The 12,140-nt window shown below is 69.0% G+C and carries 9 protein-coding genes and 1 pseudogene; 6 read left to right on the top strand and 4 right to left on the bottom strand.

The genetic code is table 11. The features are described 5' to 3' along the window. Positions 1-122: 122 nt before the first annotated feature. Entirely contained in the window at positions 123-902 is a 780-nt protein-coding gene (locus ACVOK1_RS18715; RefSeq protein WP_108769964.1) for a polysaccharide deacetylase family protein, read from the bottom strand. Positions 903-962: 60 nt separating this feature from the next. Here ACVOK1_RS18715 and grxD point away from each other — a divergent pair, with 60 nt between their 5' ends. Then, entirely contained in the window at positions 963-1,889 is a 927-nt protein-coding gene (grxD, locus tag ACVOK1_RS18710) for a Grx4 family monothiol glutaredoxin (RefSeq protein WP_108769965.1), read from the top strand. 122 nt (positions 1,890-2,011) lie between these two features. Here the strand turns inward: grxD and ACVOK1_RS18705 are convergent, their stop codons facing one another. The 3 genes from ACVOK1_RS18705 to ACVOK1_RS18695 form a co-directional block, all read right to left on the bottom strand. Then, positions 2,012-2,551, bottom strand: coding sequence for a DUF924 family protein (locus tag ACVOK1_RS18705; RefSeq protein WP_108769966.1), 540 nt, complete (start codon positions 2,549-2,551; stop codon positions 2,012-2,014). A 43-nt stretch (positions 2,552-2,594) separates the two neighbouring features. Next, complete coding sequence (locus ACVOK1_RS18700) at positions 2,595-3,371, bottom strand: AMP nucleosidase (RefSeq protein ID WP_108766294.1); 777 nt, start codon at positions 3,369-3,371, stop codon at positions 2,595-2,597. A 151-nt stretch (positions 3,372-3,522) separates the two neighbouring features. Next, positions 3,523-6,912, bottom strand: coding sequence for an autotransporter domain-containing protein (locus ACVOK1_RS18695; protein WP_481562899.1), 3,390 nt, complete (start codon positions 6,910-6,912; stop codon positions 3,523-3,525). 248 nt (positions 6,913-7,160) lie between these two features. Here ACVOK1_RS18695 and ACVOK1_RS18690 point away from each other — a divergent pair, with 248 nt between their 5' ends. The 5 genes and pseudogenes from ACVOK1_RS18690 to ACVOK1_RS18670 all read left to right on the top strand — a co-directional run bounded on the left by ACVOK1_RS18690 (position 7,161) and on the right by ACVOK1_RS18670 (position 11,943). Next, positions 7,161-8,567, top strand: a complete 1,407-nt coding sequence (locus ACVOK1_RS18690; RefSeq protein ID WP_481562898.1) for an amidohydrolase — start codon at positions 7,161-7,163, stop codon at positions 8,565-8,567. A 17-nt stretch (positions 8,568-8,584) separates the two neighbouring features. Further along, the gene (locus ACVOK1_RS18685) at positions 8,585-9,850 is read left to right on the top strand and encodes an amidohydrolase family protein (protein ID WP_481562900.1); all 1,266 of its coding nucleotides are present in this window, start codon (positions 8,585-8,587) and stop codon (positions 9,848-9,850) included. Positions 9,851-9,868: 18 nt separating this feature from the next. Continuing rightward, positions 9,869-10,498: pseudogene (locus ACVOK1_RS18680) on the top strand (DsbA family protein); the annotation flags it as partial. Positions 10,499-10,593: 95 nt separating this feature from the next. Beyond that, complete coding sequence (locus ACVOK1_RS18675; RefSeq protein WP_481562897.1) at positions 10,594-11,535, top strand: DegV family protein; 942 nt, start codon at positions 10,594-10,596, stop codon at positions 11,533-11,535. Between the two features lie 69 nt (positions 11,536-11,604). Then, positions 11,605-11,943 carry a hypothetical protein gene (locus ACVOK1_RS18670; RefSeq protein ID WP_079223285.1) on the top strand — a complete coding sequence of 113 codons (339 nt, stop codon included), beginning with the start codon at positions 11,605-11,607 and terminating at the stop codon, positions 11,941-11,943. Positions 11,944-12,140: the final 197 nt, after the last annotated feature.

Below are 12,140 nucleotides of genomic sequence, written 5' to 3'. Positions count from 1 at the left end.
GGCGGGTGGGGCCCCCCCGCTTCATCCGGGGGCCGGGGGGTCGCGCGGGGTCGGGGGACCCGCGGGCGCGGCGGGGGGGAACCCCCCCCGACGCGCCCGGGCATGGCCCCGGCGCTACCAAGCTACAGCGACGGCAGCCGCGCCTTCAGCCCGCGCTGGTCCAGCACCTGCAGCACGCGCTCGATGATGGCCAGGTTGTGGCCATGTGCGGCACCTTCATGCAGCAGCACGATGGCACCGGGCTGCAGGTCCGGCAGCAGGCGCGCCATCACGCCGTCGGGCGTGCAGCCCACGCCGTCATAGCCACGCGCGGTCCAGCCCACCCGCACCAGGCCCAGCGCGGCCAGCACCGGCGCCACGAACGGGTTGGTCATGCCCACCACAGAGCGGTACCAGCGCGTCGGGCGGCCGCTGACCGCCTGCAGGGCCTGGTGGCAGCCTTCGATCTCGGCACGCATCGCCGACGGGCCCAGCCGCCAGAAGCGGGTCTGCGGATGGGTATGGCTGTGGTTGCCGAGGTCGTGGCCGCGACGCAGGATCTCTTCCACCAGGACCGGATGCGCCAGTGCGCGCTCGCCGACCAGGAAGAAGGTCGCCTTCGCCTGGTGCCGGTCGAGCAGATCCAGCAGTGCCGGGGTCTCCTCGCTGGGGCCATCGTCGATGGTCAGCCAGACGCTGTCGCCCGCATCGGGCAGGCGGTCCAGCACCGGCGTGTAGAAGCGGCTGTTGGGCAGGAATACCGGCACCATGAACAGTGCGTGGCTGGCCACCATCAGCGGCAGCCCCCAGTGCCAGCCGGCGAGCACCCAGACCAGGATCACCGCTACCTGCGACGCCACCAGCCAGGGCAGCCAGCGCCACGGCCGGGTCGGGATGCGATGCAATGTTCCTGCGTTGGTCATGCCCCATGATGCCATGGGGCGTAGAATGGGTGATTCGAATTTACGGACCCTAGACTGCCCATGTCCCTCGATCCCGCCCTGCGTTCGCGCATCGAATCCCTCCTCAACGACAACCGCGTCGTGCTGTTCATGAAGGGCCAGCCGTCGATGCCGCAGTGCGGCTTCTCGGCCAAGGCCGTGGGCGCCCTGCAGGACCTGGGCGTCGATTTCGCCCACGTCAACGTGCTGGCCGACCAGGAAATCCGTGAAGGCATCAAGGCCTATGGCGACTGGCCGACCATCCCGCAGCTGTACATCGACGGCGAACTGGTCGGTGGCAGCGACATCATCCTGCAGATGGCCGCCAGCGGCGAACTGAGCACCGTGCTCGGCCTGGCCGCACCGGACCGCACCCCGCCGCGCATCACCGTCACCCCGGCCGCGGTGGAAATGCTGAAGGGCGCGCTGGCCGATGCCCCGGGCGCTTCGCTGCAGCTGACCATCGATGCGCGCTTCCAGCCGAACTTCCAGCTGGCCCCGCACGATGACAGCGCGATCGCCGCCGAATCCAACGGCCTGCGCGTGCAGTTCGACCTGTCCAGCGCGCGCCGCGCCGACGGCATCACCATCGACTGGGTCGATGACATCCGCGGCAAGGGCCTGGCCATCGACAACCCGAACGCGCCCAAGCCGGTGCAGGAAATCAGCGTGCGTGACGCCGACGACCTGGTGCGTGCAGGCAACGTGACCCTGGTCGACGTGCGCCCGGCCGACGAACGCGCCATCGCCGCGGTCGGTGTGCCGTTCAAGAGCTTCGACGGCAACGGCCGCGCCGAGCTGGAAGGCCTGCCCAAGGACACGCCGTTGGCCTTCCTGTGCCACCACGGTGGCCGCAGCGCGCAGGCTGCCGAGCAGTTCCGCACCCTGGGCTTCACCAAGGTGTTCAACGTCACCGGCGGCATCGACGCCTGGTCGGACGAAGTGGACAACGGCGTGCCGAAGTACTGATCGGCCGCCAGCGGGTCAGCAACGCCCGGGGTCGGATCCCTTTCCGCAGGAAAGGGCTCTGACCCCACCACGAAAAACGCCGGCATCCGCCGGCGTTTTTTCGTTGCGCACCCAGGCGACGGTCAACCGGCGAAGCCGCCTTCGGCGAGGAAATCCAGTTCTTCCGGACTGGGCATGCGGCCCAGCACGGCGTTGCGGTGCGGGAAGCGGCCGAAGCGGCGGATGACGTCGCGGTGGACTTCGGCGTACTGCAGGTATTCCTTGTCGCCCAGCACGTCGAACATGGCCACCGAACGATCCTGGTCGAACGGATCTTCGGAATGCTCGAACGGCAGGTAGATGAAAGCACGCAGCTTGGGCACCAGCTGCAGGTCCAGGCCTTCCTCGATGGCGCGCATGGCGTAATGCCGGGCCAGGCCATCGGTGGCGAAGGAATGGGCGGTACCGCGGAAGCAGTTGCGCGGGAACTGGTCCAACAGCAGCATCAGCGCCAGCGCGCCCTCGGAACTGCCCAGCCAGTGTTCGCGCCCACGCGACGCCGCCGCGTAGTGCTCCTCCAGGAACCGCTCGCGGAACCGCGCGTCGAACGCGTCATCGCGGGCGAACCACTTCGTCGGGCCCGCCTCGCTCCAGAATTCCACCACTTGCGCGGCAACGTCCATCACCTGCTCTCCAGGGCCAGCGCGCGGCGCCAGACCATCATCATCATTCGTCAAAGCGCAGGTGGCGGACCGACTTGCCGTTGCGCCGGATAAGCTTAAGCGCCTCGATACCGATCTGGATATGGTTTTCCACGAACTGGGAGCTGACCTTGGCATCGGAGGCCTCGGTCTTGACCCCGTCGGGGATCATCGGCTGGTCGGACACCAGCAGCAGCGCCCCGCTGGGGATGTGGTTGGCAAAGCCGGCGGCGAACACCGTGGCCGTTTCCATGTCGATGGCCATGCAGCGCATCGCCCGCAGCCGCTCCTTGAAGGCCTCATCATGCTCCCAGACCCGGCGGTTGGTCGTGTAGACCGTGCCGGTCCAGTAGTCGTGGCCGAGGTCGCGGATCATCGTGGACACCGCCCGCTGCAGGGCGAAGGCCGGCAGCGCCGGCACTTCCGGCGGCAGGTAGTCGCCCGAGGTGCCCTCTCCGCGGATGGCGGCGATCGGCAGCACCAGGTCGCCCAGCTGGTTCTTGCGCTTGAGCCCCCCGCACTTGCCCAGGAACAGCACGGCCTTGGGCATCACCGCCGACAGCAGGTCCATGATGATGGCGGCATTGGGGCTGCCCATGCCGAAGTTGATCATGGTGATGCCGTCGAAGGTGGCGCTGGCCATCGGCCGGTCCAGGCCGACGATGGGCGCCCCGGTCAGCTCGGCGAAGGTATGCAGGTAGCCGCCGAAGTTGGTCAGCAGGATGTGCTGGCCGAACTGGTCCAGGGGCACGCCGGTATAGCGTGGCAACCAGTTGTCGACGATTTCCTGCTTGCTCTTCATGGCGCATCCGCTACGGCGTGGGGCCGCTATTGTAGGCGCGTGCCCGCCAGCCTTCACCTGGCCCGGCAACAAAGAAGGGCGGCCCTGCGGCCGCCCTCCTGGGGGTTCCCGGCACGTGCTGCCCGGGAACCGTTACTGCCTCGCCGGGCGCTTAGAAGCGCACCGACCAGCGCAGGTTGGCACCGTGGTCACGGCTCTCATCACCGTACTGGCCGCTGTAGCCCAGTTCCAGCTGCTGGCGTTCGGTCAGCCAGGCCGACAGGCCCAGCTCGGCCACCACTGCACTGTCGGCGATCGGCGCACCGCTGACCACGAACGCGTCGCTGCCGCTGGCGAAGGCCAGCGTTGCCGACGGGTCACGGTCGCCGCTGGCCCGGCGGTAGCCCACCCCACCGGTCACGTGCAGCCAGCTGTCCTGCTGGAACGAGGCCTTCAGGCCCTTGTCGAAGCGCACACCGGCCGTGGCCATGGTGGTGCGGGCATCGTCGACCCGGCCCTGCAGGGCGGCGGCACCGCCACGCTCGTCGATGTGCTTGGTGTCCACTTCCACGCGGGCCACCTGCAGGTACGGCTCCAGGCCGGCTTCACGGCCACCGAAGCGGTAGGCCGCTTCGATGAACGCCTGGCGGGTACGGGCGTCGTAGCGGGCGGTCAGCGTGTCGCTGTACCCGGAGAACGCCAGTTCGCGGGTGCTGTCCACATCGTGGTTGCTCACCGCCAGGCCGCCACGCAGGCCGAACCCGCCCCAGTTGTGGCTGGCGTACGCGCCGAAGTGGGTGTTGTCGATCTTCGAGCGCGCACGACGGCCCTGCTGCTGCTTCACGTCGGTACGGCCGGTACCGGCCAGCACGCCCACCTGCCAGCCGCCGAACTCGCGGTCCACGCCGACCAGCAGGCCGTTGTTGTTGGCCTGGGTGCGGGCGGTGTTGGCGTTGCCGTCCAGGGTGGTGCTGCCACCAATGGCCTGGACCCAGACGCCGGTTGCATCGGCATCGCTGGCGCCCGGTGCCGTGGCACCGGCACGGCGCGACAGCGCGGCATCACGCACGTTGCGGCTGCTTTCCACCAGCGCTGCCGCGGTGGCTGCGTGCAGCTCGCCGCTCAGGCCGTCCAGCGCCGCACCCACCTGTTCCGGGAACAGCAGGGTCAGCGGACGCGGCAGGCCCTGGCCGACCGCCAGGGTATCGGCCACGCCGGCCACGGCCCGCTGGTTGGCGGTGGTGGCGGCGCTGGCCAGTGCATTGCCGCGGGCCACCTCGATCCGGGCGCCGGCAGCGCCGTAGACCAGGCTGAACTTCATGAAGGGAGAGAACGCGCTGAAGTCGGTGGTGGCGAACTGGCCGATCGTGCCGCCATCGGCCTGCAGGAAGTTGAACTGCTCGCCCAGGTAGTAGGTGCCCGCTTCCGGCAGTGCCACCAGCGAGCCGCCGAGGGTGGCGGTGCCGGTGACGTGCAGCAGGTCGCTGCGGCCGCCCGGGGCCAGTTCGGCCTGGTAGACACCGCTGGCGGTCTGCACGTAATCACCGTTGATGGTCAGCGTGCCGATCGAGTTGCCCGGCGCGATGATGCCGGACACGGTGGTGTCGCCCAGCTCGCCCACGCCCTTCAGCGTGCCCTTGGCGCCGACGAAGGTCTGGCCACCAGTCTGCACGCCGTTGAACGAGACCACGCCGCCGGACACGCTCAGATCCGAGCCGTCCAGCACACCGGTGCTGCTGACGACGCCGAGACCTGCGCTGGTGTTCAGCGCGGTGTTCTTCAGGGTGCCGTTGAGCAGCAGGCTGCCACCGTTCACCTCGACGGCGCTGGTCAGCGTATTGACGCCGTCCAGTTCCAGCACGCCTTCGCGCACCACGGCGCCGTTGAAGCTGTTGTCGCCGCTCAGGCGCAGCCAGCCGATGCCGCTCTTGGTCAGCTTGCCCGGGCCGCCGATGTCATTGGTCCAGTCGTCCCAAGCATCGCCTTCCCACACCTTCAGGCCACCGGCCTTCTGGTTCATCACCACGTCGGTGTCCACGCGCAGCGAGCCATAGCCCTCGACCGCCTTGGCCAGGTCCATCAGGCCCCAGCCGTAGACATCGTCCACGCCCTCGGCACCGAGATCGGTGGCGGTGGTCAGCAGCACGTCGCGCACCTGCGCGCTGTCCAGGTACGGGAAGCGCTCGAACAGCAGGCCCAGTGCGCCGGTCACGTGCGGGGCCGCCATCGAGGTGCCGCTCATGTCAGCGTAGGCCGAGGTCGGATCCTGGTTCAGGACTTCCAGCACCAGGTTGCCGTTGTCGTCGTACAGGTCGCCTTCCAGCACCGAATCGTCGCCGTACACGGTGGAGGTGATGTTCGAACCCGGTGCCGCCAGGCACCAGTTGGCGGCCAGGCCGCAACGCATCGAGCGGTTGCTCAGTTCCAGGTCTTCATTGACGTTGACCACGGCCAGCCAGTACGGCTCGATATCGGCGATGGCGCGCGGCAGCGAAGCGAACATGCCGGCGATCGGCGCTTCTTCGGGCGAAGGATTGACGGCATTGGTGTTGCCGGCTGCCCAGACCTGGATCAGGCCGCTGCTGCGCGAACCTTCGGCCATCGCTGCCAGGCTTTCGGCAAACACCGGGTGCGACTGGTAGAAATCCAGGTCTTCAGCGGTCTCCGGCTCGTTGGCCAGGCCCCAGCTGTGGTTGATCGCACGCACGCCCTGTTCGTTCATCTGCGCGTACAGCTGCGGATAGATCGAATCGGCGGCCGAGATCGCGGCCACGGTCTGTTCGTCCAGGTACAGGCTGTTGCCGATGCGCACCACCGAAAGGTAGGTGACGCTGTTGGAGAACAGGCGGGCCACGCTCAGGTCGGCACCGAAGGCCACGCCATGGGTGCCGTTGCCATCGCGGTTGGCGGCGATGGTGCCCGACACGTGGGTGCCGTGCAGGTTGTAGCTCAGGCCTTCGTAGAAGCCGTTGTTGTTGAGCAGCTGCTCCCAGTCCGGGTCGATCAGCTGGTAGGACACCGCGACCTGGTCGCCATCGCTGACGAAGCAGGCATCCGGGCCGTCCAGCACTTCGCGGCTGCACAGGCTGCCGTCGGCCAGCACGTCAGCCAAGTGGATGCTGCGGTGGTCCTTGCCGGCGAACTCGTCGTGCTCAAGGCCGGTGCCGCTATCGAACACGCCCAGGCGGATGCCCTTGCCGGTCAGGCCGCGCGCATAGGCGGCATCGGCATTGATCGCGCCCAGGCCCCAGTCGTTGTTGAATTCGGTGGTGCGCCAGCTGGCGGCATCACCGGCCTTGCCCATGACCGGCTCAGCGGCTTCATCATCGGCGGTCGTGGCAAACGCACGCGACGGGGTGGCGGTGGTGACCAGCGCCGGTGCGGCGAAGGCGGCCTGCAGGCTGCGCTGGAACTGATAACGCGACAGCTCGTCACTGCTGCCCTTGGCCAGGGCCGGCAGCGAGGCGGCCACCAGCAGCGAGCCGACAATGGCCGAAGCCAGCGGCGAGGGCAGGAAGGCGCGGCGCGCAGCGGCGGTACGGTACGACGTGGAAACGCTCATCAACAGGTACGTCCTTGAATTCCATGGGAAGTGCGATGCCAGCCATGCGCGTTGGCACAGGGCCGCCAGCAAGGGGAGAGCCACACGCTGCTGCGTTCGAACACCGCAGGTGTCACCAAAAATTAATGATTCGTTCACAATTTTTGTATAGGGAAATTCCTACATCCGCCCCTGCCCAACGTCACTTGGCAACCGCCCCCGGCGCCGGATAGCGTCGGTGGATTCACGCGCCTGCCAGGGGAATCTGCATGCCATCCACGCTGTTGCACGCCGGGCTTGGCCTGGCGTTGGCCTCACTGAGCACCGCACCGGCGGTGGGCGCGTCGCGCTTCGTCGCCGACCCCTACCCCAGCACCTACCAGGCCCATCCCGATGGCCCGGTGCTGATCCAGAACGCCACCGTGCTGACCGGCACCGGCCAGCGCCTGGAGCATGCCGACGTGCTGCTGCGCGACGGCCGCATCGTCGCCGTCGGCCCGCAGCTGCAGGCCGATGCCGGCATCACCCGCATCGATGCACAGGGCAAGTGGGTGACCCCCGGGTTGATCGACGTGCATTCGCACCTGGGCGTCTACCCGAGCCCGGGCGTCAGCGCGCACAGCGACGGCAACGAGATGACCGCGCCGGTCACCGCCAATGTCTGGGCCGAGCACTCGGTGTGGCCGCAGGACCCCGGCTTCACCGCGGCCCTGGCCGGTGGCGTGACCAGCATGCAGGTGCTGCCCGGCTCGGCCAACCTGGTCGGCGGCCGCGGCGTGGTGCTGAAGAACGTGCCGGCCACCACCTACCAGGCGATGAAATTCCCCGGCGCGCCGTGGGGCCTGAAAATGGCCTGCGGCGAAAACCCGAAGCGCGTCTACGGCGGCAAGGGCACCGCCCCGGCCACGCGCATGGGCAACGTGGCCGGCTACCGCGCCGCCTTCATCGACGCGGCCGACTACATCGCCAAGAACAGCCCGAAGCCGGCCAAGCGCAAGGGCTGGTTCGGCAGCGACAAGGGCGACAGCGCCGGTGATGCCGGCGGCAAGCGCGACCTCAAGCTGGACACGCTGGCCGGCGCCATCCAGGGCGACATCCGCGTGCACATCCACTGCTACCGCGCCGACGAGATGGCCACCATGCTCGACCTGGCCAAGGAATTCGGCTTCAAGGTGGCCGCCTTCCACCACGGAGTGGAAGCCTACAAGCTGTCCGACCGGCTGGCCGCCGATGGCGTCTGCGGTGCGCTCTGGGCCGACTGGTGGGGCTTCAAGATGGAAGCCTTCGATGGCATCGCCGAGAACATCGCGCTGGTCGACCGGCCGAAGAACAGCTGCGCCATCGTCCATTCCGATTCGCCCGAGGGCATCCAGCGCCTGAACCAGGAAGCGGCCAAGGTGATGGCCGCAGCACGCCGCGCGCGCATGCCGGACATCACCCCGGAGCACGCGATCATCTGGACGACCGCCAACGCCGCCAAGGCGCTGGGCATCGAAGGCCAGACCGGCACCCTTGAGGCCGGCAAGATGGCCGACGTGGTGGTGTGGAACGGCAATCCCTTCAGTTCCTATGCGCTGGCCGAGCAGGTCTTCGTCGATGGCCGGCGGCTGTATGACCGCGCTGCGCCGGCGGCGACGCCGCGTTCGGATTTCCAGCTTGGCCAGGAGGTGCGCTGATGGGCCGTTCCACGCAGATGACGAAGCCTGTCAGGAAGAGCCGCCGAGCATGGCCCGGCGCTACCGTGGTCGCACTGTTGTTGCTGGCAACCGCGGCTTCGGCGCAGGACCTGCTGGTCCGCAACGCCACGGTGCACACCGCCAGCGCGCGCGGCAGCCTGCAGAACACCGACGTGCTGGTGCAGGGCGGCATGATCCGCGCGGTCGGCCCCGGCCTGGCGGCACCGGGCGGCGTGGCCGTGGTGGAGGCCAACGGCCGCCCGCTCACTCCGGCCCTGTTCGGCGGCATCACCGAGATCGGCATCGAAGAGGTCTCCGGTGAATCGAGCACGGTGGACAGCACGCTGAAGATCGGCGAGCAGCCGCTGCGCCCGGAATTCGACGTCACCCTCGCCTACAACCCGGCCTCGGTGCTGATTCCCGTGGCGCGCCTGGATGGCATCGGTTTCACCGCGCTGGGCGCAGCCACCGGCGGTGGCTTCGTGGCCGGCCAGGGCGGCGTGATGCGCCTGGATGGCAGTGCCGACCCGATCGGCCCGCGTGCGCTGTTCCTGCGCCTGGGCGCGGCTGCGTCTGAGCTGACCGGGCAGTCGCGCGCGGCGCAGTGGATGCTGCTGCAGCAGATGGTGGACGAAGCGCACGGCCAGGTCGCCACCGATTCACCGCATGCGCTGCTGACGCCCGCCGGCCGCCGCACCCTGGCCCGCTATCTGGCCGGCCAGGGCCGCATCGTGGTGGAAGTGGACCGTGCCGCCGACATCCGCCAGCTGCTGCGCTGGGCTGCGCGCGAGAAGGTGAAGATCGCCATCGCCGGTGGCGCCGAGGCCTGGCAGATGGCCCCGGAACTGGCGGCGGCACAGGTGCCGGTGTTCGTCGATGCGCTGGGCAACCTGCCCACCAGCTTCGACCAGATCGGCGCCACCCTGGAAAACGCCGCGCGCCTGCAGCGCGCGGGCGTACCGGTCAGCTTCGCCCAGCGCGACGACGCCTCGCACAACGCGCGCAAGATGCGCCAGCTGGCCGGCAATGCAGTGGCCAATGGCCTGCCCTGGGCCGATGGCCTGGCCGGGTTGACCCGGGTGCCGGCACAGGTGCTGGGCGTGGCCGACCAGATCGGCACCATCGAACCGGGCAAGCGCGCCGACCTGGTGCTGTGGGAAGGCGACCCGCTGGATGTGGCGCACTATGCCGAACAGGTCTGGCTGGGCGGCCGCGCGATGCCGATGCGCTCGCGCCAGACCGAACTGCGTGACCGCTACCTGCAGCACAACGCGCAGCCCTGACCTACGAGGAATCCGCCGATGCCGACCCTGCGCTGGTACTTCGATTTCGTCTCGCCCTACTCCTACCTGCACTGGCAGAAGGTCAAGCAGCTGCCGCAGTTCGCAGCCATCCAGCCGGTGCCGATCGCCTTCGGCGCGGTGCTGCACCACCTGGGCAACCTCGGCCCGGCCGAGATTCCGGCCAAGCGCCGTTTCATCTACCGGCAGCTGCTGTGGACGGCGCAGGCCGAAGGCACGCCGCTGCGCTTCCCGCCCGCCCATCCGTTCAACCCGCTGGCCGCGCTGCGCCTGTGCCTGGCCGCCGGGGCCAGCACGCAGGCGGTGGATGTGCTGTTCGACTGGATCTGGCGCGAAGGCAATACCGGTGACAGCGCCGAAACGCTGCGCATACCGGCGGCCCGGCTGGGCATCAACGACGTGCAGGCGGCCTGCGCCGAAGCGTCAGTGAAGGAACAGCTGCGCCGCAATACCGAGGCCGCGATCGACGCCGGCCTGTTCGGCGTGCCGACCCTGTCCATCGACGGCGAACTGTTCTGGGGCAACGATGCGCACCCGATGATGGCCGCCGTGCTGGCCGACCCCGGCCTGCTGCAGCGTCCGGACTGGCAGGCCGTGGTAACGCTTCCAGTGGCGGTGCAGCGCAATCGCGGAACAGGCAGTGGCGTGATTCCCTCGCGCGCCCCGGATAAAATTGAGATAGCTTTCACATTCCGAACCTACAACCGCCCTGGAGGGGGAGCCGGATGCGCATCGGAATCGTTGTCGATTCGGCCTGCGACCTGCCGCAGGATTTCATTGCCGCACACAACATCGTGGTGCTGCCGATCACCGTGCGGATCGGCGAAGCGGTGCTGGCCGACCACCGCGACGAGCAGGCGACGCTCAGCTTCCTGCACGCCCACGTGGCCGAGCACGGTGCCGAAGCCGAGACCATCCCCTTCAGCGTCAACCAGATCCGCGATCTGTTCCTGCAACAGCTGGTGATCGATTACGACCACGTGTTCTGCATGACCATCACCAAGACGCGCAGTCCGATCCACGACAACGCGCTGCAGGCCAGCTTCGCCATCCTCAACGACTACAAGCCGGTGCGCCAGGCGGCGGGCTACAACTCGCCGTTCGCGCTGCGCGTGCTGGATACCCAGAACCTGTTCGCCGCCCAGGCGGTGACCGCGGTGGAAGCGGTGCGGCTGCGCGACAGCGGTGCCAGCGTGCAGCAGATCCGCCAGCGGCTGGAAGAACTGTTCGGCAACGTGCACGGCTACATGGTCACCCGCGACCTGTACTACATGCGCGCCCGCGCCCGCCACAAGGGCGACCGCAGCGTCGGCCTGCTCAGCGCCGCGCTGGGCAGCGCGCTGGACATCAAGCCGGTGCTGCACGGCTACAAGGGCGAGACCGGGCCGGTGGCCAAGATCAAGGGCTTCGACAACGCCGTGCAGAAGCTGTTCGGCGTGGTCGGCCAGCGCGTGCGCAACGGCCTGATGACCCCCACCGTCTGCGTCAGCTACGGCGGCGAGCTGGAGGAACTGCGTGCCCTGCCCGGCTATGCCGCGATGAAGGACCTGTGCGCCAGCCACGACGTGGCGGTGTACGAGTCGGTGATGAGCCTGACCGGCATGGTCAACGTGGGCAAGGGCGCGGTGACGATCGGCTTTGCCGATGGGCCGCATCGCTTCGAATAAGCCGTTCTGGCGTACACAAGCATTGCACTGCGGCTGTGCCAGCCTTGCCACACCTCAAGGAGACGAACCATGCCTGCGCAGTACCACATCAGCCTGCCCGACCCGTCCAAGGCCCGCGGCAACGACCCTGACCTGTCCTTCCATTCGCAGAGCGCCGGCGGTTTCGCCGAGGAGCTGCAGGATGCCCTGCGCAGCGGCACCCTGTTCGAGCGCTGGAAGGCCAAGCAGCCCGACCCGGACGCCGTGGAACCGCAGTGGGGCGTGACCGACCCGGACGCCACCGTGACCGGCGAGCAGAAGGACCTGCGCATCAACCTGGTGGCCACCACCCGCATCGACAGTGATGTGTTCAAGCAGCGCCTGCGCCTGCTGGCCGGCCACCACTGGGAACTGCGCGACGTGCGTTGAGGCGCCCGCACCCGCCGGGGGCGGGGGGGGGGGGGGCCGCCGCCCCCGGGGGGGCCGGCCGGGGGGGCGCGGGCCGGGGGGGGTGAGGGGCCCCCCCCCCCCCCCCCCCCAGCACCCCCCCGCCCCCCCCCCCCCCCCCCCCCCCCCCCCGCCCCCCCCCCCCCCCCCCCCCCCCCCCCCCCCCCCCCCCCCCCCCC

It is taken from the genome of Stenotrophomonas sp. STEN087, assembly GCF_056759115.1.
Note: the sequence above shows the minus strand (reverse complement) of the source record. Positions and strands in the feature narration are given on the sequence as shown.